The sequence below is a fragment of the Pseudomonas sp. Pseusp16 genome, from assembly GCF_047324915.1.
Classification (GTDB): domain Bacteria; phylum Pseudomonadota; class Gammaproteobacteria; order Pseudomonadales; family Pseudomonadaceae; genus Aquipseudomonas; species Aquipseudomonas fluorescens_CD.
In genome coordinates, this window is sequence record NZ_CP168522.1 from 5,255,547 (window position 1) to 5,277,408 (window position 21,862).

The 21,862-nt window shown below is 60.1% G+C and carries 22 protein-coding genes and 1 pseudogene; 9 read left to right on the top strand and 14 right to left on the bottom strand.

Annotated elements, in window-relative coordinates:
• Nucleotides 1-63 precede the first annotated feature (63 nt).
• Nucleotides 64-843 carry an exodeoxyribonuclease III gene (locus tag ACEN8Q_RS23770; RefSeq protein ID WP_003229491.1) on the bottom strand — a complete coding sequence of 260 codons (780 nt, stop codon included), beginning with the start codon at nt 841-843 and terminating at the stop codon, nt 64-66.
• An 82-nt stretch (nt 844-925) separates the two neighbouring features.
• Between ACEN8Q_RS23770 and pyrE the strand changes: the two genes are divergently transcribed.
• Nucleotides 926-1,570, top strand: a complete 645-nt coding sequence (pyrE, locus tag ACEN8Q_RS23775; protein ID WP_007954442.1) for an orotate phosphoribosyltransferase — start codon at nt 926-928, stop codon at nt 1,568-1,570.
• Between the two features lie 145 nt (nt 1,571-1,715).
• Here the strand turns inward: pyrE and ACEN8Q_RS23780 are convergent, their stop codons facing one another.
• From ACEN8Q_RS23780 to coaBC, 7 genes and pseudogenes are all read right to left on the bottom strand, one after another.
• On the bottom strand, nt 1,716-2,099 hold the full coding sequence (locus ACEN8Q_RS23780; protein WP_413423329.1) for a hypothetical protein: 384 nt from the start codon (nt 2,097-2,099) through the stop codon (nt 1,716-1,718).
• Complete coding sequence (locus ACEN8Q_RS23785; protein WP_413423331.1) at nt 2,086-2,658, bottom strand: hypothetical protein; 573 nt, start codon at nt 2,656-2,658, stop codon at nt 2,086-2,088. Before ACEN8Q_RS23785 ends, ACEN8Q_RS23780 begins: the two co-directional genes overlap by 14 nt.
• Before the next feature lie 18 nt (nt 2,659-2,676).
• Nucleotides 2,677-2,937 (bottom strand): hypothetical protein, encoded by a 261-nt coding sequence (locus ACEN8Q_RS23790; RefSeq protein ID WP_413423333.1) that lies wholly within the window; start codon nt 2,935-2,937, stop codon nt 2,677-2,679.
• Between the two features lie 190 nt (nt 2,938-3,127).
• Nucleotides 3,128-4,033 (bottom strand): acetylglutamate kinase, encoded by a 906-nt coding sequence (gene argB, locus ACEN8Q_RS23795; protein WP_007996521.1) that lies wholly within the window; start codon nt 4,031-4,033, stop codon nt 3,128-3,130.
• Between the two features lie 17 nt (nt 4,034-4,050).
• Nucleotides 4,051-5,427: pseudogene (locus ACEN8Q_RS23800) on the bottom strand (phosphomannomutase/phosphoglucomutase); the annotation flags it as partial.
• Nucleotides 5,428-5,692: 265 nt separating this feature from the next.
• Nucleotides 5,693-6,148 carry a dUTP diphosphatase gene (dut, locus tag ACEN8Q_RS23805; RefSeq protein ID WP_007975171.1) on the bottom strand — a complete coding sequence of 152 codons (456 nt, stop codon included), beginning with the start codon at nt 6,146-6,148 and terminating at the stop codon, nt 5,693-5,695.
• Between the two features lie 5 nt (nt 6,149-6,153).
• On the bottom strand, nt 6,154-7,362 hold the full coding sequence (gene coaBC, locus ACEN8Q_RS23810) for a bifunctional phosphopantothenoylcysteine decarboxylase/phosphopantothenate--cysteine ligase CoaBC (RefSeq protein WP_102700099.1): 1,209 nt from the start codon (nt 7,360-7,362) through the stop codon (nt 6,154-6,156).
• A gap of 135 nt (nt 7,363-7,497) precedes the next feature.
• Between coaBC and radC the strand changes: the two genes are divergently transcribed.
• Complete coding sequence (gene radC / locus ACEN8Q_RS23815; RefSeq protein WP_413423337.1) at nt 7,498-8,172, top strand: RadC family protein; 675 nt, start codon at nt 7,498-7,500, stop codon at nt 8,170-8,172.
• Nucleotides 8,173-8,296: 124 nt separating this feature from the next.
• Here radC and ACEN8Q_RS23820 read toward each other — a convergent pair whose 3' ends face one another.
• Nucleotides 8,297-9,883, bottom strand: coding sequence for an ABC transporter substrate-binding protein (locus tag ACEN8Q_RS23820; RefSeq protein ID WP_413423339.1), 1,587 nt, complete (start codon nt 9,881-9,883; stop codon nt 8,297-8,299).
• 443 nt (nt 9,884-10,326) lie between these two features.
• Here ACEN8Q_RS23820 and rpmB point away from each other — a divergent pair, with 443 nt between their 5' ends.
• Together rpmB and rpmG are read left to right on the top strand one after the other, a co-directional pair.
• A complete protein-coding gene (gene rpmB, locus ACEN8Q_RS23825) occupies nt 10,327-10,560 on the top strand; it encodes a 50S ribosomal protein L28 (RefSeq protein ID WP_003177273.1) in 234 nt (77 codons plus the stop codon).
• Between the two features lie 11 nt (nt 10,561-10,571).
• Complete coding sequence (gene rpmG, locus ACEN8Q_RS23830) at nt 10,572-10,727, top strand: 50S ribosomal protein L33 (RefSeq protein WP_003177274.1); 156 nt, start codon at nt 10,572-10,574, stop codon at nt 10,725-10,727.
• 193 nt (nt 10,728-10,920) lie between these two features.
• Here the strand turns inward: rpmG and ACEN8Q_RS23835 are convergent, their stop codons facing one another.
• Complete coding sequence (locus ACEN8Q_RS23835; RefSeq protein WP_057395874.1) at nt 10,921-11,283, bottom strand: cupin domain-containing protein; 363 nt, start codon at nt 11,281-11,283, stop codon at nt 10,921-10,923.
• 234 nt (nt 11,284-11,517) lie between these two features.
• On the opposite strand from ACEN8Q_RS23835, the gene ACEN8Q_RS23840 reads away from it, so the two are divergent.
• Entirely contained in the window at nt 11,518-13,011 is a 1,494-nt protein-coding gene (locus ACEN8Q_RS23840; RefSeq protein WP_413423342.1) for an aldehyde dehydrogenase, read from the top strand.
• A gap of 189 nt (nt 13,012-13,200) precedes the next feature.
• Nucleotides 13,201-14,346: an MFS transporter gene (locus tag ACEN8Q_RS23845; protein WP_413423344.1), complete on the top strand. Its 1,146-nt coding sequence runs from the start codon at nt 13,201-13,203 to the stop codon at nt 14,344-14,346.
• Here ACEN8Q_RS23845 and ACEN8Q_RS23850 read toward each other — a convergent pair.
• Both ACEN8Q_RS23850 and ACEN8Q_RS23855 read right to left on the bottom strand, forming a co-directional pair.
• Nucleotides 14,343-15,917 (bottom strand): phospholipase D family protein, encoded by a 1,575-nt coding sequence (locus ACEN8Q_RS23850; RefSeq protein WP_413423346.1) that lies wholly within the window; start codon nt 15,915-15,917, stop codon nt 14,343-14,345. The genes ACEN8Q_RS23845 and ACEN8Q_RS23850 overlap by 4 nt on opposite strands.
• A gap of 60 nt (nt 15,918-15,977) precedes the next feature.
• Nucleotides 15,978-17,411, bottom strand: coding sequence for a PLP-dependent aminotransferase family protein (locus ACEN8Q_RS23855; RefSeq protein WP_413703814.1), 1,434 nt, complete (start codon nt 17,409-17,411; stop codon nt 15,978-15,980).
• A 179-nt stretch (nt 17,412-17,590) separates the two neighbouring features.
• On the opposite strand from ACEN8Q_RS23855, the gene ACEN8Q_RS23860 reads away from it, so the two are divergent.
• Nucleotides 17,591-17,836 (top strand): DUF1127 domain-containing protein, encoded by a 246-nt coding sequence (locus tag ACEN8Q_RS23860; protein ID WP_413423350.1) that lies wholly within the window; start codon nt 17,591-17,593, stop codon nt 17,834-17,836.
• Between the two features lie 117 nt (nt 17,837-17,953).
• Here the strand turns inward: ACEN8Q_RS23860 and ACEN8Q_RS23865 are convergent, their stop codons facing one another.
• Nucleotides 17,954-19,261 carry an FAD-dependent oxidoreductase gene (locus ACEN8Q_RS23865; protein WP_413423352.1) on the bottom strand — a complete coding sequence of 436 codons (1,308 nt, stop codon included), beginning with the start codon at nt 19,259-19,261 and terminating at the stop codon, nt 17,954-17,956.
• 146 nt (nt 19,262-19,407) lie between these two features.
• Here ACEN8Q_RS23865 and ACEN8Q_RS23870 point away from each other — a divergent pair, with 146 nt between their 5' ends.
• Complete coding sequence (locus ACEN8Q_RS23870) at nt 19,408-19,761, top strand: YkgJ family cysteine cluster protein (protein ID WP_126048280.1); 354 nt, start codon at nt 19,408-19,410, stop codon at nt 19,759-19,761.
• A gap of 107 nt (nt 19,762-19,868) precedes the next feature.
• On the opposite strand, the gene ACEN8Q_RS23875 is transcribed toward ACEN8Q_RS23870, so the two are convergent.
• Nucleotides 19,869-20,357, bottom strand: a complete 489-nt coding sequence (locus ACEN8Q_RS23875; RefSeq protein ID WP_007975155.1) for an Lrp/AsnC ligand binding domain-containing protein — start codon at nt 20,355-20,357, stop codon at nt 19,869-19,871.
• A gap of 157 nt (nt 20,358-20,514) precedes the next feature.
• Between ACEN8Q_RS23875 and dadA the strand changes: the two genes are divergently transcribed.
• Nucleotides 20,515-21,819 (top strand): D-amino acid dehydrogenase, encoded by a 1,305-nt coding sequence (gene dadA, locus ACEN8Q_RS23880; protein ID WP_413423355.1) that lies wholly within the window; start codon nt 20,515-20,517, stop codon nt 21,817-21,819.
• Nucleotides 21,820-21,862: the final 43 nt, after the last annotated feature.

Genomic DNA, 21,862 nt, shown 5'->3' on the forward strand with positions numbered 1-21,862 from the left:
AGAAAGGCAAATCAGCACCCACAAAAAAGCCGACATCGCTGTCGGCTTTTCTGCATCTGACGCTTAAATGGTCAGCGTCCAGTCGTAGTCCACGATCAGCGGCGCGTGTTGCGAGAACCGCGGCTGGCGTGGCAGGCGTGCGCTGCGTACGAAGCGGCGCAGGCCCGGGGTCAGCAGTTGATAGTCGAAGCGCCAACCGAGGTTGAGCATCTCCGCCTGTTCGTTGTCCGGCCACCAGCTGTACTGGTCGCCTTCGCGGCTGACTTCCCGCAGGGCGTCGACATAACCCATGTTGCCGACAATCTCGTCCATCCAGGCACGTTCAGGTGCCAGGAAGCCCGGAGATTGCTGGCTGTCACGCCAGTTCTTGATATCCAGCTTCTGCTGCGCCACGTACAGCGAGCCACAATAAATGTACTCGCGGCGTTTGCGCCGCTGCTTGTCCAGGTACTTGCCGAAGTCGTCCATGAGCTTGAACTTCTGGTTCAAGTCCTCATCGCCGTTCATCCCCGAAGGAAGCAGCAAGGTGGCAATACTGACTTTGTCGAAATCTGCTTGCAGGTAGCGCCCGTAGCGGTCGGCCGTCTCGAAACCGAGACCGCTGATGACAGCCTTCGGTTGCAGCCGCGAATACAAAGCCACGCCGCCTTGGGCAGGGACTTCAGCATCGCAGGCATAAAGGAAGTAGCCATCCAGTTGGAAGGCTGGGTCATCCAGTTCAAAGGCGGAGGCACGGGTGTCCTGCAGGCAGATGACGTCGGCATTCTGTGCTTGCAGCCAACTGAGCAAACCACGCTCGACTGCAGCCTGAATACCATTGACGTTCACACTGATGATCCGCATAAATGGCCCCAAAAATCGCGTGCGTGTATGATACACGGCGTCAAGCTAATTAGCTAAATCCGTGGTATTTGGGGTTTTTTTCATGCAAGCGTATCAGCGCGATTTCATCCGTTTTGCCATCGATCGCGGCGTTTTGCGCTTCGGTGAGTTCACCCTGAAGTCCGGGCGCACCAGTCCTTACTTCTTCAACGCGGGCCTGTTCAACTCGGGTTCGGCCCTGGCGCAGCTGGGTCGTTTCTACGCCGCCGCCATTGCCGAAAGTGGTATTCCCTTCGACGTGCTGTTTGGCCCAGCCTACAAAGGCATTCCTTTGGCGGCGACCACTGCGGTGGCGTTGGCCGAGCATCACAATCGTGACCTGCCATGGTGCTTCAACCGCAAGGAAGCCAAGGCCCATGGCGAAGGCGGCAGCCTGGTTGGCGCACCGCTGACCGGTGAAGTGCTGATCATCGACGACGTGATCACCGCTGGCACGGCGATTCGTGAAGTGATGCAGATCATCGCCTCCCAGGACGGCGCCAAGGCGGCAGGCGTGCTGATCGCCCTGAACCGTCAGGAACGCGGCAACGGCGAGTTGTCGGCGATCCAGGAAGTCGAGCGTGACTTCGGCATACCGGTGATCAGCATCGTTTCGCTGAACCAGGTGCTGGAATTCCTGGCAGACGATCCACAGCTCAAGCAGCACCTGCCAGCCGTGGAAGCCTACCGCGCCCAGTTCGGCGTTTAACACGCTGGCCTTGTAGGAGCAGCCGGTCGACGCTCGATTGCTCGCGATGGACGTCCCAACAACGCGGGTTGTCAGGCACCCCGCGTTATCGTTGACGTTTTTCGCGAACAAGCTCGCTCCTACAAGGGGCTCTTTGTTTGTGCTGTCAGTGCAGTCTTCGCCATTTTCCTATCAGTTTTAGTGCCAATCCCAGATTGAATAGCGCGAACCCCAGCAGCGCCACGACAACTAGAACGTATAGCGTGCGGTCCACATCGAAATCCCACAGATCCAGTTTGCTGCCACGCATGATTCGAGCGGCGGCCGGCAGGTTGACGTAAAAAAGTGCGGTGAAGGCGCCGGTCAGGGGCAGGGCGCAACCGAGCAAAACGCCTGAAACCTTCTCTCGGCTACGTTTTCTGGCCAGTGGGCCTGGTTGCTTTTCATCCAGTCCCAACGCTTCATGCAATTTTGGCCATGCCAGGTTGAACATGAATGTGGTCAGGGTCAGCAGCAAACCACTGACCGCGACGATGTCACTGAACGGCATTCAGGCCCAGTGTCCGGCACAGCAGCGCGTGGGAATCCTCGCTGATTTCGAACTGCCCGGCACTGCCTTTGCGTTTGATGATGGGTTTGAAAGTCGGCTCGTTCTGGGTGATCAGCATGTTCAGTTCATCGCGGATGACGTCCGAGCTGATCACCACCAGATGCACCGTCTGCGCGTGCTCCGCAGACTCGACCACGGCTCGCATGCTGTGCTGCAAGATCTCGTCCAATTGATTGCGAAAGCGTGAAACCGTGTTTTTCAGCAGGGTTTTGCTTTGGCTCTGAGTCAGCTGGAAAATCGTCGATATCTGCGATTCGGTTGGCAGGGTCTGCCCGAAGTAGCTTTGAATCAGATACAGCAAACGGTCCTGTTTTGCTTCATCGGCCCGGCTCGGCATGCCGCCTTCAACCAGCATTTTCAAGTATTCAGTCAGGCTCGCCTTGGCGATACGCTGTAAGGCATGAGCAATTTCCGTGTCGGAAATCTTCAGGGTTTTCTTGACCGGCTCCTTCTGCTCCTGCTCGAAAGCCTGGGCGTCGATCGTGAACGAGATCTGCATGGCTCAGTGCCTCCGTGGCTATTTTTTGCTCGCAGGGCTGGTTGTCTCGGCCTTTTTGATCTCGACGGATTTGTCGGTTTTTTCCGGATACGGATCATTCAGGGCGTCGCCCTGGCCGGTCAATACTTTCCAGGCTTTGCGCGTGTGAGGGGTCTTTTTGAAATCAGGGCAGGGTGGCATTGATGTTTGCGACGGACCTGAATACTCAAATCCGCAGTCAACGCAGGCGTAGGTGCCTGCTGAAATGTCACTGCCGTATGGAACATGGTCTTTTTGCATGGGTAGATCTCCTGTGGATGCAGGGAAGATCCTATGCAGATTGATTCCTTAATGATGTCGGACGTTTCGTTATCTGAAGTAAGGCATTTCCTGCACGCATAAAAAAGATCGCAGACTTCGTCAGCACCTACGGAATATTCATACATCCGTAGGTGCCGCTGAAGGTTGCGATCTTTTTGACGTTCTTGAATCAGTGACGCTTGCGATTGCTGATCAAGGTGCCCACACCGGTATCGGTGAAGATTTCCAGCAGGATCGCGTTCGGCACGCGGCCGTCGATGATCAACGAGCTGCCCACGCCGCCCTGGACCGCTTCCAGCGCGCAACGGATCTTCGGCAGCATGCCGCCGTAGATGGTGCCGTCGGCGATCAGTTCGTCGACCTGTGCAGTGCTCAGGCCGGTCAGGACCTTGCCCGACTTGTCCATCAGGCCGGCGATGTTGGTCAGCAGCATCAACTTCTCGGCTTTCAGCGCTTCGGCGACTTTACCGGCCACCAGGTCAGCGTTGATGTTGTACGACTCGCCGTTGGCGCCGACACCGATGGGCGCGATCACCGGAATGAAGTCGCCCTTGACCAGCAGGTTCAGCAGGTCGGTGTTGATCCCGACCACCTCGCCCACATGGCCAATGTCGATGATTTCCGGGGTGGTCATCTCCGGGGTCTGACGGGTGACGGTGAGCTTCTTCGCACGAATCAGCTCAGCGTCTTTACCGGTCAGGCCGATGGCGCTGCCGCCATGACGGTTGATCAGGTTGACGATGTCCTTGTTGACCTGGCCGCCGAGGACCATTTCCACCACGTCCATGGTCGCGGCGTCGGTGACGCGCATGCCGTCGACAAAGTGGCTCTCGATCGACAGTCGCTTGAGCAGGTCACCGATTTGCGGACCGCCGCCGTGAACCACCACCGGGTTGATGCCCACGGCCTTCATCAGCACGATGTCGCGGGCGAAGCCGGTTTTCAGCTCCTCGCTTTCCATCGCGTTGCCGCCGTATTTGATCACCAGTGTCTTGCCGACATAACGGCGGATGTAAGGCAACGCTTCGGACAGGACCTTGGCGGTGTTGGCGGCGGCTTCGCGTTCGAGGGTCATTCAGGGCTCCGGGTGAATCAGAACGGTAGTTGGAGATCAGGTGCAACGCGCTTGAGCTGGATGCGGAACACATCCTTGATGCGTTGCAGTTCAGCCTCGTCATCGGCCTCGAAACGCAGCACCAGCACCGGTGTGGTGTTGGATGCGCGTACCAGGCCCCAGCCTTTGGCATAGTCGACTCGCACGCCGTCAATGGTGGTCAGGTCGGCGCCTGCGCCCCACTGTGCGTCGTGCAGTGCATCAATGATGCTGAATTTGCTCTCTTCGGTCACATGGATATTGATTTCCGGCGTAGAAATATCGTTCGGGAAGGTCGCGAACAGCTCTTCCGCCGAGGATTTTTCCTTGCTGAGGATCTCCAGCAACCGCGCGGCGCTGTAAATGCCGTCGTCGAAACCGAACCAGCGCTCCTTGAAGAAGATGTGCCCGCTCATTTCGCCGGCCAACAGGGCGCCGGATTGTTTCATTTTCTTTTTGATCAACGAGTGACCGGTCTTCCACATTAGCGACCGGCCGCCGTATTCCTTGATCAGCGGGATCAGGCGGCGGGTGCATTTGACGTCGAAGATAATCTCGGCGCCCGGGTTGCGTGCCACGACGTCGCGGGCGAACAACATCAGCAGGCGGTCCGGGTAGACGATGCTGCCGGTATTGGTCACCACACCGACGCGGTCACCATCGCCATCGAAGGCCAGGCCGATGTCAGCCTTGGTTTCCTTGACCTTGTTGATCAGGTCCACGAGGTTTTCAGGCTTGCCCGGGTCCGGGTGGTGGTTCGGGAAGTTGCCATCCACTTCGCAGAACAGCGGGATGACTTCGCAGTTCAGCGCTTCGATCAGTTGCGGGGCGATCACGCCGGCCGCGCCGTTGCCGCAGTCGACGACCACTTTCAGGCGACGGGCCAGCTTGATGTCCTGGACGATTTCGGTGGTGTAGCGGTCGAGGATCTCGACCTGGGTGATGCTGCCCTGGCCGCTGCTCAGGTTGTTGGTCTTGAGGCGGTCGTGCAGGGCCTGGATCTGTTCGTTGGCCAAGGTGTCGCCGGCAATGACGATCTTGAAGCCGTTGTAGTTCGACGGGTTGTGGCTGCCGGTGAGCATCACACCGGATTTACCGGCGAGCACGTTGGCGGCGTAGTAGAGCGCCGGAGTCGGAACCAGGCCGACATCACTGACGTGGCAGCCGCTGTCGGCGATGCCTTTGATCAGCTGTGCAACCAGCTCCGGGCCGGACAAGCGGCCATCGCGACCGACGGACACGTTCGGTTCGCCCTGGGCCAGGCTTTGCGAGCCGACGGCGCGGCCGATCCAGTAAGCGGTCTCAGCGTTCAGGAACTCCGGAACGGTGCCGCGAATGTCATAGGCGCGGAAAATGCTGTCAGGGAACTTGGGTGCGATGTTGGCCGGGGTGTTCATCTGTGGAAATGCTCCATCTCGAAAGTGGCTGGACAGGCCGCCGAGTCATTCGACGGCAGGTTCAAACTGAAGGGTATGACGGCGTTTTCCACAGAGAGTTCGTGGTGTGAAAGGGCCATGACGCCCCCGACGGCAAGGGTTTGGCCCGGTAATGCCTTGATTTTCGGTGCTAAACCTTGCAGATGACAATTTGAATTTTGTGGCGAGGGAGCTTGATCCCCCGCCACAGAAGAGCGTGACCGGATCAACGGGTACCGGTATGGCCGAAACCGCCAGTGCCGCGCTCGGTTTCAACAAACTCTTCAACCATCTCGAAATGAGCCTGTACCACCGGCACCAGCACCAGTTGCGCCAGGCGCTCGCCGACCGGCATGGTGAATTCGGTCTGGCCGCGGTTCCAGCAGGAGACCATCAATGGGCCCTGGTAGTCGGAGTCGATCAGCCCCACCAGGTTACCCAGCACGATGCCGTGCTTATGGCCCATCCCGGAGCGCGGCAGAATCAGCGCTGCCAGGTTCGGGTCACCGATGTAGACCGACAGACCGGTAGGGATCAGCACGGTTTCACCCGGCTTGATCACGGTGTCCTGTTCCAGCATGGCGCGCAGGTCGAGGCCGGCGGAGCCCGGTGTGGCGTATTGCGGCAGCGGGAATTCGGTACCGATGCGGGGGTCGAGGATCTTGGCTTGCAAAGCGTGCATGTAAATTAAACCTGGTTCAGACGTTCGGCGATAAAAGTGATCAGCTGGCGAGCAATCTTGCTCTTGCTGGTCTGGGCGAAGAGTGTGGCGTGAAGCTCACGGTCGATGACGCTGCAGGCGTTTTCTTCGCTGTTGAAGCCAATGCTCGGGTTGGCGACGTCGTTGGCGACGATCAGATCGAGGTTCTTGTCTTTCAACTTGCGTGCAGCGTAATCGAGCAGGTGCTCGGTCTCGGCGGCGAAACCGACACTGAACGGGCGGTCGGGACGGGTGGCGATGGTGGCCAGAATGTCCGGGTTGCGCACCATCTGCAGCAGCAAACCGTCGCCGTTCGTAGGATCTTTCTTGAGTTTCTGTGGGGCGACGACTTCCGGGCGGTAATCCGCGACTGCTGCCGAGGCGATGAACAGATCGCAAGGGATCGCCGCTTCGCAGGCGGCCAACATGTCGCGGGCGCTGACCACGTCGATGCGGGTGACGCGATCCGGGGTCGGCAGGTGCACCGGGCCGGTGATCAGGGTCACGCGGGCACCGGCTTCCACGGCGGCTTCGGCCAGGGCAAAGCCCATTTTCCCGGAGCTGTGGTTGGTGATGTAACGCACCGGGTCGATGTTTTCCTGGGTCGGGCCGGCCGTGATCAGTACGTGTTTGCCGGTCAGTGCCTGGCGCTGGAAGCAGTCGGCGGCGCATTGGGCCAGTTCAAGGGCTTCGAGCATGCGCCCCAGGCCGACGTCGCCGCAGGCCTGGCTGCCGGAGGCTGGACCGAAGACCTTGATGTCGCGGCTTTCGAGGGTTTGCAGGTTGGCCTGGGTCGCCGGATCGCGCCACATCGCCTGGTTCATTGCCGGCGCAACAGCGACCACTGCGTCAGTGGCCAATACCAGCGTGGTCAGCAGGTCATCGGCAATGCCTTGGGCCAGGCGTGCGATCAGGTCCGCCGTGGCGGGGGCGATCAGCACCAGGTCGGCCCATTTGGCCAGTTCGATATGGCCCATGGCCGCTTCGGCCGCCGGGTCCAGCAGGTCCAGGTGGACCGGGTGCCCGGACAGGGCCTGCATGGTCAACGGGGTGATGAACTCTGCGCCGCCTCGGGTCATGACCACGCGCACTTCGGCGCCCTGGTCGATCAGGCGGCGAACCAGGTCGGCGCTCTTGTAGGCAGCGATGCCGCCGCCGACGCCCAGAACAATGCGTTTCCGATACAGCCGCTGCATAGGCCTGCCTTTCAATTCGTTGGTGACATACGTGGCGAAACCCCCTCCCCAGGGTGAATTCGCCCGCAAAAAAGATGGGCTACGATATCACAGCGACCGCTACGGAACAGCGGTGCCCACAGACAGGGAGGTGCTATGAGTATTCGCGATTGGCCGGCGGCGGAGCGGCCGCGGGAGAGGTTGCTTGAACAGGGCTCGGGAAGTCTTTCGGACGCCGAACTGCTGGCGATTTTTTTACGAACGGGCGTGGTGGGCAAAAGCGCGGTAGATCTGGCGCGGCACCTGTTGAACCAGTTTGGCAGCCTGCGCTCGCTGCTTGAAGCCGACCAGGAAACGTTCAGCAAGCAACTGGGGCTTGGTCCGGCGAAATTTGCCCAACTGCAAGCTGCTCAAGAAATGAGCAGGCGTCATCTGGCCGAGCGTGCGCGCCAAAAATCGGCACTGGAGAATCCTCAGGCGGTTCGCGAGTACCTGAAATCGATGCTGCGCCACGAGCCACACGAGGTGTTTGGTTGCCTGTTTCTCGATTCCAGGCATCAGGTGCTGGGGTTTGAGACGCTGTTTCGTGGCTCCATCGACAACACCAGCGTGCATCCGCGAGAGGTGGTCAAGCGCGCCTTGGCCAACAACGCAGCGGCATTGATCCTCTGCCACAACCACCCGTCGGGTAACTCCGATCCCAGCCAGGCCGACCGAGTGCTCACCAAGCGCCTGCAAAAGGCGCTGGAGTTGATTGACGTGCGGGTGCTGGATCACTTCATCATCGGTGATGGCGACCCGCTGTCGATGGCTGAGTATGGCTGGATGTGAATGATTCACTGTAGGAGCGAGCTCTGCTCGCGATGGTGGCCGGGGCACCGCTTTCATTCAGGCGGCCCTCGTCATCGTTGAAGTCCATCGCGAGCAGAGCTCGCTCCTACAGGGTTTCAGCCGTTTATTTCAGGTTCACCCTGGAGTAGTCCTGCCGACCGAACGGGCTGACCGAGTACCCCTCGACATCCTTGCGCGTCAGGGCGAAGGCCGTCGGGTGGGCCAGGGGTAGCCACAGCGCCTGCTGCTGGATCTGCGCCTGGGCCTGTTCGTAGAGCTTGCTGCGCACACCTTGCTCGCCGGTGGTCTTGCCGGCGCTGATCAGCTTGTCCAGGTCCTGGTTGCAGTAGCGGGCGAAGTTGGTGCCGGATTTGACCGCGGCGCAGGAAAACTGCGGCGTGAGGAAGTTGTCCGGGTCGCCGTTATCGCCAGCCCAGCCCATGAACAGCAAGTCGTGTTCACCGGCCTTGGCGCGGCGGATCAATTCGCCCCATTCGATTACGCGGATCTCGGCCTGAATGCCGATTTCCGCGAGGTCAGACTGCAGCAGTTGGGCGCCGAGGCTTGGGTTGGGGTTGAGCAGGCTGCCGGAAGGGCGGGTCCAGATGGTGGTCTGGAAGCCGTCCTTGAGTCCGGCCTTGGCCATCAATGCCTTGGCTTTTTCGATGTCACGGGGATACCCCGGCAGGCTTTTCGCGTAGCTCCAGGTGTTTGGCGGGTAGGGGCCGTTGGCGGCTTCGGCAGTGCCTTCGAACACGGCTTTGAGGTAATTGGCCTTGTCGAACGCCAGGTTGATCGCCTGGCGCACCTCAGGTTTGTCCAGCGGTGGATGCTGGCTGTTGATGCCGACGAATGCGGTCATGAACGCGTCAGTCTTTTCGACTTTCAGGGTCGGCTCTTTCAGCGCGGCCTGTACGTCCAGTGGCTTTGGCGACAGGGCAATCTGGCATTCGTTGTTACGCAGTTTCTGCAGGCGCACGTTGGCGTCCGGGGTGATGGCGAAGATCAGCGGGTCCACCGACGGTTTGCCACCGAAGTAATCCGGGTTGGCCTTGTAGCGGATCGAGGCGTCCTTCTGAAAACGGGTGAACACGAAAGGCCCCGTGCCGATTGGTTGGCTGTTGAGCTTCTCGGGCGTGCCGGCCTTCATCAGTTTGTCGGCGTATTCGGCCGAATAGATCGAGGCGAAGCCCATGCTCAGGGTCGCCAGGAAGGTCGAGTCCGGGTGGTCGAGGGCGAAACGCACGGTCTGCGGATCAAGGGCGTCGATCTTCTTGATCAGTGCAGGCAACTGCATCGATTGCGCATGCGGAAAGCCGCTCTGGGCGACCTTGTGCCACGCATTGGCCGGGTCGAGCATGCGGTCGAAGCTGAAAATCACGTCTTCGGCATTCAGGTCGCGCGTCGGAGTGAAGTACTCGGTGCGATGGAATTTCACCTGCGGGTGCAATTTGAACACGTAGGTCAGGCCGTCGGGGCTCACTTCCCAGCTGTCGGCGAGGCTGGCAACCACTTTGCCACTGGCCGTGTCGAAGTCCACCAGGCGATTCATCAACACATCGGCCGAGGCGTTGGTGGTGGTCAGCGAGTTGTACTGCACCACGTCGAACCCTTCAGGGCTGGCCTCGGTGCAGACGCTCAGGGCGGCAGCAAAGGCCTGTGGGCTCAGCAGAAGCGGGGCGAGCAACAGCGGTAGGGCAGCAAGGCGCATGGTCGGTTCCTTTACAGATCGAAGGCCCATCTGCAAGTGCAGTCTGGAAAAGGCTTACCCTAGTGGGCTCTTTTGTAAATGACTATCCCCTTTTTCATTTTGAGGTGACTATAGGCGCCTGATTTTGCTGTGCCCGCTTGGGAAACCCGCGATTGAGGTGTCTGGCAGATTTTCTGCGACGAGCGGTCGCAAGCGCCGACAGCCTTTATCCAAAGCGCTTGAGGCAGGAAAAAACGGGTTTTTATCAGTTCAAGGCACAGCGAATGTTGTTGCTCTCCAGTCTTTCTGGTATAAAGCAGCGCTCTTTTCTAGGGGCCCGGTTCCTTCACTGTAGGTGTAGCCGGTAAGACCTCTAAAGAATCGCGGCGCCTGGCGCCACAATGACTAGAGATTAAGCGGCCAACCCATGCCGGGTTGGGCATGTGGTTTTAGAGGGCTGAGGCATGTCTAGAGTATGTCAAGTTACCGGTAAGGGTCCGGTGACTGGGAATAACATTTCCCACGCAAACAACAAAACCCGTCGTCGTTTCCTGCCGAACCTGCAGCATCACCGCTTCTGGGTTGAAGAAGAGAAACGTTTCGTGCGTCTGCGCGTATCTGCCAAAGGCATGCGCATCATCGACAAGCGTGGCATCAGTGTCGTGCTGGCCGAACTTCGTCGCGATGGCAAGGTTTAAGGGAGCTAATCATGCGTGAATTGATTCGTTTGATTTCGAGCGCCGGTACTGGTCACTTCTACACTACCGACAAGAACAAGCGTACTACTCCGGACAAAATCGAGATCAAGAAATATGATCCGGTTGTTCGCAAGCACGTGATCTACAAGGAAGGCAAAATCAAGTAATTGATTTTTCCCTCTTACGAAAAAGGCCCGTATCGCGAGATACGGGCCTTTTTTGTTGCCTGTGGGTTATGCGGTGCCTGTCAGGGCTCCTTCGCGAGCAAGCCCGCTCCCACACGCACATGTGGTGTTCACTGAAGCTTGAATGTGGGAGCGGGCTTGCTCGCGAAGGGGTCAGCCCTGACAACGCAAGTCTTCAAGCCTTCTGTTCAAACGCCACATAGATCTTGCGGCATGGCTCCAGCACTTCCCAGGTGCCGCGAAAGCCTGCCGGGATCACAAAGCGATCACCCACGCGCAGCGTCTTGGCGTTGCCGTCGAGGTCACGTATCACGGAAACCCCCTGCACGATTTCGCAGTATTCGTGTTCGGTGAAGTTCACCGTCCACTGGCCGACAGCCCCTTCCCACACGCCGGCGTTCAATTGGCCGCAAGGGCTGTTGTAATGGTTGTACACCACTTGCTCGGGATCACCTTTCAGTACTTTGGTCGGATCCGGGCGATAGCGTTCGGCGGCGGTGGTGGCCTGGCTGAAGTCGACGATATTCTGGATGCTCATTGTTGTATTCCCCCGTGAATGCGACGCGAGTGGTTGGTAGAAGCAAAGTCTATGTTTATTAAAATGAACATCGCAAGGCCGTTTGCCGGCGTTATGTCAAATATATTGAAACTTCACCTGCCGCTGGTTTAGGGTGGTGGTTGCCTTGGGCCGACAAGCAGGCTGGCCGGGCAGAATTCCTGACAGCGCCCGCGAAGAACGCGGGTGTCGTATCAATAAGAGGAGGACACTCGCATGACCACCCTGACCCGTGCCGACTGGGAACAACGTGCCCGCGACCTGAAGATCGAAGGCCGCGCCTATATCAATGGCGAATACACCGACGCCGTTTCCGGCGAGACCTTCGAGTGCATCAGCCCGGTCGATGGCCGTCTGCTGGGCAAGATTGCCAGCTGTGACGCCGCCGATGCCCAGCGCGCTGTGGAAAACGCCCGCGCCACGTTCAATTCCGGTGTCTGGTCGCGCCTGGCGCCAACCAAGCGCAAATCCACCATGATCCGTTTCGCCGGCCTGCTCAAACAGCACGCCGAAGAGCTGGCCCTGCTTGAAACCCTGGACATGGGCAAGCCGATCAGCGATTCCCTGTACATCGACGTTCCCGGCGCGGCGCAAGCCCTGAGCTGGAGCGGCGAAGCCATCGACAAGATCTACGATGAAGTAGCGGCCACCCCGCACGATCAACTGGGCCTGGTGACCCGTGAGCCGGTGGGGGTTGTTGGCGCCATCGTGCCGTGGAACTTCCCGCTGATGATGGCGTGCTGGAAACTGGGCCCGGCGCTGTCCACCGGTAACTCGGTGATCCTCAAGCCGTCCGAAAAATCCCCGCTGACCGCCATCCGTATCGCTGAACTGGCTGTCGAAGCCGGCATCCCGAAAGGCGTGCTGAACGTATTGCCGGGTTACGGTCACACCGTCGGCAAGGCCCTGGCCCTGCACAACGACGTCGATACCCTGGTATTCACCGGCTCGACCAAAATCGCCAAGCAACTGTTGATCTACTCCGGCGAGTCGAACATGAAGCGCGTCTGGCTCGAAGCCGGCGGCAAGAGCCCGAACATCGTGTTCGCCGATGCGCCGAACCTGCAGGATGCTGCCGAAGCCGCTGCTGGTGCCATCGCCTTCAACCAGGGCGAAGTTTGCACCGCCGGTTCGCGCCTGCTGGTGGAGCGTTCGATCAAGGATAAATTCCTGCCGCTGGTGATCGAGGCGCTGAAGGCCTGGAAGCCGGGCAATCCGCTGGATCCGGCGACCAATGTTGGCGCGCTGGTTGATACCCAGCAGATGAACACCGTACTGTCCTATATCGAGTCCGGTCATGCCGACGGCGCCAGGCTGGTGGCCGGTGGCAAGCGTACGCTCCAGGAAACTGGCGGCACTTACGTTGAACCGACGATTTTCGACGGTGTGAGCAACGCGATGAAAATCGCCCAGGAAGAAATCTTCGGCCCGGTACTGTCGGTGATCGAATTCGACAGTGCCGAAGAAGCCATCGCGATCGCCAACGACACACCGTACGGCCTGGCTGCCGCGGTCTGGACTGGCGACATTTCCAAGGCTCACCTCACCGCCCGTGCACTGCGTGCCGGTAGCGTGTGGGTCAATCAGTACGATGGCGGCGACATGACCGCTCCGTTCGGTGGCTTCAAGCAGTCCGGCAACGGTCGCGACAAGTCCCTGCACGCGTTCGACAAATACACCGAGCTGAAGGCGACCTGGATCAAGTTGTAAGTCAGTGAGGGAGGCCTGTTGAGTAACAGGCCTCCCGAACGACGCAGATCCCCTGTGGGAGCGGGCTTGCTCGCGAAGGTGGTGTATCAGCCAACATTGATGTTGGATGTGATGACCTCTTCGCGAGCAAGCCCGCTCCCACAGTTGTTTGTATGGCCTGAAAAATAATTATCCACAGGAGCGTGGAATATGCGTTGGGCGACTTATTTCGCCGTTTTGGCATCTGTCCTGAGCGTCGGCCTGGCCCTGGGTGTCAGCATGCCACTGGTGTCGTTTCGCCTGGAGAGCTGGGGCTACGGCTCGTTTGCCATTGGCGTGATGGCTGCGATGCCGGCCATCGGCGTCCTCTTGGGGGCGAAAATCTCCAGCCATCTGGCGGCACGATTCGGCACGGCCAATCTGATGCGCCTGTGTCTGTGGGGCGGGGCGGTTTCGATCGGTTTGCTCGCACTGTTGCCGAGCTATCCGGTCTGGTTGGTGCTGCGGCTGATGATCGGGGTGATCCTGACCCTTGTATTCATCATCGGTGAAAGCTGGATCAATCAACTGGTGGTCGAGCAATGGCGTGGGCGGCTGGTGGCGCTGTATGGCAGCAGCTACGCACTGAGTCAGCTGGCGGGGCCGGTGTTGCTTGGCTTCCTCGGTACCGGGCACGATTATGGCTTTTGGGTGGGTGTCGGATTGTTGATGGCGGCTCCATTCCTGTTGCTGGGGCGCAGTGGTGCGCCGAGCAGCGAGGCCAGCAGCGTGACCTTGAATGATTTGCTCGCTTTCTGTCGTGGCTTGCCGGCGATTGCCTGGGCGGTGTCATTGTTCGCCGCGTTCGAGGCGATGATTCTGACGCTGCTGCCGGTCTATTGCCTGCGGCAGGGCTTCACCACGGAGATCGCCCTGGCGATGGTCAGTACGGTGGTGGTCGGCGATGCGGTGCTGCAATTGCCGATTGGTGCGTTGGCCGATCGCTTGTCGCGACGCGCATTGTTCACCGGTTGTGCGGTGGTTTTACTGATCTCGAGCCTGGCGATTCCGATGCTGATCGACACGCTGTTGATCTGGCCATTGTGGGTGTTGTTCGGCGCCAGCGCCGGCGGGTTGTTCACCTTGTCACTGATCCTGATCGGCGAGCGCTATCGTGACGACGCACTGGTGCGCGCCAACGCGCATATTGCCCAGCTGTGGGGGATTGGTTGTCTGATCGGGCCGTTGCTGGCGGGTGCCGGCAGCCAGTGGATCAGCGGCCATGCGTTGCCGTTGCTGATGGCGGTAGGGGCCTTGGGCGTGTTGATCGTGGTGTCGCGGCAAGGGGCGTTTGGTGCGCTTGCCGAGCCGGCCTAGAGCATTTTCTCCAGGCCAACCGTGTTGCTCAGCCACGCATTGAAGCGCCGCCACCAACTCCCTGGCTCCTTGGTCAGGGTGTGCTTTTTTCCATCGTCTTCGGTGGTCCAGACGATCTGATCGTTTTCCAGCTCCACCTGGTAGCTCAGGGCTGGCGCCATACCCTGCAGCGCCAGTTCGCGGACCCCTGCGGCCAACTCCGGACTGTCCACCAGCACGCCGACTTCGGTGTTCCACAGCACCGAGCGCGGATCGAAATTGAACGAGCCGATAAAGGATTTCTGCTGGTCGAAGATCATCGCCTTGCTGTGCAGGCTGGAGTCGGAGCCGCGAAAGGAGCTACCGGAAAACAGATGCGGTCCGCTTCCGCCGCCGCCTTCCTCGCCGGGTTGGCGGCGCAACTCGTAAAGCTTCACGCCATGTTCCAGCAGTGCCCTGCGGTAGGGCGCGTAACCGCCGTGTACCGCGGGAACGTCCGTGGCTTCCAGTGAATTGGTGAGCAATCTCACCGAAACGCCGGCGTCGGCGCGCCCAGTCAGGTACACCAGGCCAGGCTGGCCGGGCACAAAGTAGGCCGAGATCATGATCAGCTCTTTGCTGACATGATCGAGTTCAGGTGCGAGATGCGTGGTCAGCAGCAACTGCGGATCGGGTTCGCCCTTGGCCAGTACCTTGCTCGGCGCATCCCACAATGCCTGGTTCCAGGCCCAGACCAGCTCGCGACGCCAGATGTCCAGGCGCGGGTGTGTGGTGAAGGTCATCAGGTGTTTGTAGAGCGCGTGATTCTGTTTGCGTGTTTGCGCCAGGGACTCTTCCAGTCGGGTGCGGGTGTTTTCCAGGTCCTTGGCGGTGGGTTTGCTCGACAGGAATTCGTCGATCGGCTTGCTCAGGGCGCTGTTCCAGTACTGGTCGAAACTGTGCCCGAGTTGCTCGGCAACCGGGCCGACACTGAGCATGTCGATGTCAGTGAAATTCATCTTGGTCTCGGCATCGTAATACTCGTCCCCCAGATTTCGTCCGCCGACGATGGCCATGCTGTTGTCCGCCAGCCACAACTTGTTATGCATGCGTCGATGCTGTTGCGACAGGTTGAACAGCCGGCCCACGGTACGCGTCACGCCGGTGCTGCGGCCAAGATTCAGCGGATTGAATACGCGGATCTGGATTTTCGGGTGCGCGGCAAGGGTGGCAATGACCCGGTCCAGGCCGTCGCTGGCGGTGTCGTCGAGTAGTACCCGCACCCGTACGCCCCGGTCGGCGGCCTTGAGCAATTCCTCGATCAACATGCGCGTGCTGATGCCGTCGTGCACGATGTAGTACTGCAAGTCGAGACTGCTTTGGGCGTTGCGGATCAGCTCGGCGCGGGCGGTGAAGGCCTCGGTACTGTCCGATAGCAGGCGAAAGCCTGATTGTCCCTTGTAAGGAGCGGCCTGCGCCTGGACCGAGCGGCCGAATGCGGAGTCTGAAGCCGGCAGCGCCTGGCTGGGTTCGCGTCGAACGTCGAAGCTGGAGCAACCGCCCAGGAGCGTGGCGAGCAGCAGAAGAGCAAGCAGGGGCTGTCTGACTCTCACGTAGGATCGTTCCGTTTGGCTGCGCAGATAGGCATATGGACGCCGATTCCCGAATAAAAGTCAGTCGCTGAGCTGATCGGTTTCCGCCAGCAGTTTGATCGCTGTCGCGCCGACCTTGCGCACCGCGTCTTCGATCTGCGGTGTTGGCTTGGCAGCGTAGTTCATGCGCAGGCAATTGCGGTACTTGCCCGAGGCGGAAAAAATACTGCCCACGGCAATCTGTACGCCCTGGTCGTGCAGTGCCCGATTCAGTTTCAGGGTGTCGAAGCTTTCCGGCAGCTCGACCCACAGCATGAAGCTGCCTTGCGGGCGACTGGCGCGGGTGCCGGCCGGGAAGTAGCGGGTTACCCAATCGATCATCATGTCGCGATTGCGCTGGTATTGCGTACGCATCCGCCGCAAATGCGGTTCGAAATGGCCACCTTTGAGGAATTCGGCAATGGCGATCTGCGGTTGTGGCGCGGTGGAGCCCGTGCTGATGTATTTCATGTGCAGCACGCGTTCCAGATAACGGCCCGGTGCGACCCAGCCGATGCGCAGGCCCGGCGCCAGGGTCTTGGAAAACGAACTGCACAGCAGGACACGACCGTCCTCGTCGAAGGATTTGATCGTGCGCGGACGCGGATAGGTGTAGGCCAGTTCGCCATACACATCGTCCTCGATGATCGCCACGTCAAAGCGCTGCGCAAGCGTCAACAGCGCGCGTTTGCGCGACTCGGGCATGATGTAGCCCAGTGGGTTGTTGCAGTTGGGGGTCAACTGTATGACCTTGATCGGCCACTGCTCCAGGGCCAGTTCCAGCGCTTCGAGGCTGATGCCGGTCAGCGGATCGGTGGGGATTTCCAGGGCTTTCATGCCCAGGCCCTTGAGGGTCTGCATGGCGCCGTGGAAGCTTGGCGAGTCCACCGCCACGATGTCTCCCGGCTGGCAAATCGCACGAATGCTGGTGGACAGCGCTTCATGGCATCCAGTGGTGACCACCAGATCGCTGGCACCCAGTTGGCAGCCGGAATCGAGCATCAGGCGAGCGATCTGTTCGCGCAGTTCGAGGTTACCGTGGATATTGTCGTAATACAGGCCAGGCATGTCCTGCCGCCGGCTGATTCGCGCCAGGTCGCGCAGCAGCGGCTTCATGGTCGGGCTGGTGATGTCCGGCATGCCGCGCCCCAATTGCACCACGTCTTTGCGCGGCACCGCGCGAATCAGTTCCAGCACCTGATCCCATTGAGAGATATCCACCGGGCGCTGGGCCGGGCGACCGACCGCCGGCAAATCCGGCAGTTCGCGGCTGGCGGGAACAAAGTACCCGGACTTGGGCCGTGGCGTGGCCAGCCCGCTATCTTCCAGCACCCGATAGGCCTGCTGCACCGTGCTCAGGCTGACACCGTACTCGACGCTCAGCGCCCGTACCGAAGGCAGCCGGTCACCGGGGCGATAGAAGCCCTGTTCGATACGCGTGCCGAGCAACTCGGCGAGGTTGACGTAAAGGGTCATGGTGCAGCCTCGATAGGGATGATTCGGTTAACCAGTACAGATAGGGCAAAAAATCGGGATTCAGTGGCGGAATCGGTAAATCTGTATGGATTTAATACGGTTGCTTTGAATCTGTAATGCTTTTGCGCGCCCACGCATCATGGAACCTCTGGCTACCCAAGTAAACAGGAGCATCCACGATGAACGGTTTGAGCGATGTGCGGCTGACGTTACGCAGTCAGGAGCTGGCGACAGGACAGAACAACGGCACGCGGGAGGCGGGCATGCATCATGCGCCGTCCGGCCTGAGTCGCTGGGACCGGTTCTGGCGTCGCCTGCACACGCGCAAGGCGTTGCTGTCGCTGACGGCCGACCAGCTCAAGGATGTCGGGCTGACGCGGGAACAGGCGCAGGAGGAGGGGCTGAAGCCTTTCTGGCGGATCTGAGATTTGCGGTGTTTTTCAGGGCCACTTCGCGAGCAAGCCCGTTCCCACAGGGGATTTGTGTTCCTCTGTGGGAGCGGGCTTGCTCGCGAAGGCGTCAGAGCTGACACCGACAATCTTTCAGACCAACTCTTTAAACCGATGCCACAACATCCCCAGCGCCAGTAACGGCGAACGCAAAAGCCTGCCGCCGGGGAAGGTGATGTGCGGCACCTTGGCAAACAGATCGAAGCCGCCGCTGTGCTGGCCGCTGATGGCTTCGGCCAGCAACTTGCCGGCCAGGTGCGTGGCATTCACGCCATGACCGGAATAGGCCTGGGCGTAGTACACGTTCGGCTGGTCCTTGAGTCGCCCGATCTGCGGCAGGCGATTGGCGCCGATGCCGATCATGCCGCCCCATTGGTAATCGATCTTCACGGCGCCCAATTGCGGGAAGACATCCAGCATTTTCGGACGCATATACGCGGCGATGTCTTTCGGGTCGCGGCCCGAGTAATGGCAGGCGCCGCCAAACAGCAGGCGCCGGTCCGCCGAAAGCCGGTAGTAGTCCAGCGCCACTCGCTGGTCACAGACCGCCATGTTCTGCGGCAGCAAGGCGTGGGCCTGTTCTTTGCTCAGTGGTTCGGTGGCGATGATGTAGCTGCCGGCGGGCAGGACTTTACCGCTGAGTTCCGGGTTGAGGTTGTTGAGGTAGGCGTTGCAGCCCAGTACCAGGGTTTTGGCGCGCACCGATCCCCCGGCGGTATGGACTTTGACCTCGGGGCCATAGTCGATGCGGGTCACGGCCGACTGTTCGAACAGCTGGACCCCCAGACGTTGTGCCGCTGCGGCTTCGCCCAAGGCCAGGTTCAGTGGATGCAGGTGTCCCGAACCCATGTCGATCAGGCCGCCGACGTAACGCGTGGAGCCAACCACGGTGTGCATCTCGTGGGCTTGCAGCAAACGGGTCTCGTAGCGATAGCCGAGGCTGCGCAGTTCCTCGGCATCCTCGGCGAAACCTTCCAGGTCACGGGGTTTGTTGGCGAGGTCGCAGTATCCCCAGGTCAGGTCACAGGGGATCTGGAAGCGCTCGACCCGTTGCCGGACGATTTCCACGGCTTCCAGGCCCATGAGTTTCATTTGCCGAACACCTTCGACACCGATGACGTTGGTGAACTGATCGAGGCCGTGACCGACGCCGCGAATCAGCTGCCCGCCATTGCGTCCACTGGCGCCCCAGCCGATTCGATGGGCTTCGAGCAACACCACGCTGAGGCCGCGCTCGGCCAGCTCAAGCGCCGTGTTCAACCCCGAAAAACCACCGCCAACCACGCAGACATCGGCCAGCACTTCACCTTTGAGCGCCGCAAGCTCGGGCTGCGGCAGGCTGCTGGCGGCGTAGTAGGAGGCGATGTGGTCCGGAGCAGGCTGTTGAGCACGGGCAGTCATGTGCGTGGTCCTGATTCTTGCGTTTAGAAAATTTGACGGAGCATAAGCCGGACCTTCCGGACGGGCAACATTGGTCGCCTGGTGCTGTCTGGATCGGGGCTTTTGCGTCAGAATCCGGCTCTATTCCGCTATTGGTCACCGCTGCAATGAGCTGCAACAGCCAGACAATTCGCACATTGCGACAACAGATTCCCTCATTCGAGTGCGTTCCCGGCTGCCATGACTGCTGCGGGCCGGTGACCACCTCGCCTGAAGAAATGTCGCGTCTGCCGCGCAAGACTCGCGCCGAGCAGGATGCCGCCATGGAAGAACTCAACTGTGTGCACCTGGGGCCCAATGGTTGCACCGTGTATGGCGAGCGGCCGCTGATCTGCCGGTTGTTCGGCACCACCAAGACCTTGCCGTGCCCCAATGGGCGCGGGCCAGTGGAGCTGATTCATCCGCGGGTGGAGAAGCAGGTGTTCGAGTACATGGCATCGAACCGGCAGGTGTTGGTCTAGCTGGACCGAGTCGCGGCCTTCGCGAGCAAGCCCGCTCCCACAGGTACAGCGACGATTCTGTGGGAGCGGGCTTACTCGCGAAAGCGGCCGAATAGACACCGCAATACTCAATCCGGAATCGGCAACGTCAGGCTCTCCTTCACTTCTTCCATCACGATGTAACTCTTGGATTCGCGCACGTGGGGCAGCTTGAGCAGGATGTCGCCCAGCAATTTGCGGTACGAGGCCATCTCGGAAATCCGCGCCTTTACCAGGTAGTCGAAATCCCCTGACACCAGATGACACTCCAGCACATGGGGCAATTTCAGCACCGCACGTCGGAACTCTTCGAAAGTGTCGCCGGATTTGTAATCCAGGCTGATCTCGACAAACACCAGCAGGCTACCCTTCAGGTGTTGCGGATTGAGCCTGGCGTTGTAGCCCATGATGATCCCTTCGCGCTCCAGACGCCGGACCCGCTCAGTACAGGGCGTGGTCGAGAGCCCGACCTTTTCCCCAAGCTCCGTAAAGGAAATCCGCCCGTCCGCTTGCAGGATCCGCAGGATGTTGCGGTCGATCTTGTCCAGCTCACGTTTAGTCTGAGTGTTGGTACGCATAGGGGATGCGCCTCCGTGAAAAGGGTTTTTGCCGAGAATTGTCGCCAAATATAGGCGTTTATATAGTGAAAAGCACTGGCAAATCTTTTTTACACTGCGCGCATCTGAAGCTCTGAATAACAAACGTCAGCGGTTAGCCGCGATGAGGGATTTGAAAATGCGCGTCATGGTCTTGGGTAGCGGCGTCATCGGTACCACCAGTGCTTACTATCTGGCCCGTGCCGGGTTTGAAGTGGTGGTGGTGGACCGGCAGCCGGCTGCTGCCATGGAGACCAGTTTCGCCAACGCCGGGCAGGTCTCGCCGGGTTATGCCTCGCCGTGGGCCGCTCCGGGTGTGCCGCTCAAGGCCATCAAGTGGCTGTTGCAGCGCCACGCGCCCCTGGCAATCAAGGCCACTGCCGACATCGACCAGTACCTGTGGATGGCACAGATGCTACGCAACTGCACCGCCAGCCGTTACGCGGTGAACAAGGAGCGCATGGTCCGTCTGTCCGAGTACAGCCGTGACTGCCTCGATGAGCTGCGCCTGGAGACCGGCATCGCCTACGAAGGCCGCAGCCTCGGCACCACCCAGCTGTTCCGTACCCAGGCCCAGCTCGACGGCGCCGCGAAAGACATCGCCGTGCTGAAAGAGTCCGGCGTGCCGTTCGAACTGCTCGACCGCGAAGGCATTGCCCGCGTTGAACCGGCACTGGCCAGCGTCACCGACATCCTCGCCGGTGCCCTGCGCCTGCCGAACGACCAGACCGGCGACTGCCAGATGTTCACCACCAAGCTCGCCGAGATGGCTGCGAACCTCGGTGTGCAATTCCGTTTCGACCAGGACATTCAGCGCCTCGACTTCGCCGGTGACCGCATCAACGGCGTGTGGATCGACGGCAAACTGGAAACCGCCGATCGCTACGTGCTGGCCCTCGGCAGCTACTCGCCGCAGCTGCTCAAGCCGCTGGGGATCAAGGCGCCGGTGTATCCGCTCAAGGGCTACTCCCTGACCGTGCCGATCACCAACCCGGCGATGGCTCCGACCTCGACCATTCTCGACGAGACCTACAAGGTCGCGATCACCCGTTTCGACAACCGCATCCGCGTCGGTGGCATGGCTGAAATTGCCGGTTTTGACCTGTCGCTGAACCCGCGTCGACGCGAAACCCTGGAGATGATCGTCAACGATCTTTATCCTCAGGGCGGCGATCTGGCCCAGGCAAGCTTCTGGACCGGTCTGCGTCCGACTACGCCGGACGGCACCCCGATTGTCGGTGCCACCCCGTTCAAGAACCTGTTCCTGAACACCGGTCACGGCACGCTGGGCTGGACCATGGCCTGTGGCTCCGGTCGCTTGCTGGCTGACCTGATGGCCAAGAAAAAGCCGCAGATCAGCGCCGAAGGCCTGGATATTTCCCGTTATGGCGACAAAACCCAGGAGTCTGCAAAGCATGTCAATCCAGCACCCGCTCACCAGTGAGTGCATGAACTGTTGGTTGTAACCGCTTTGCCCTAAGCCTGTC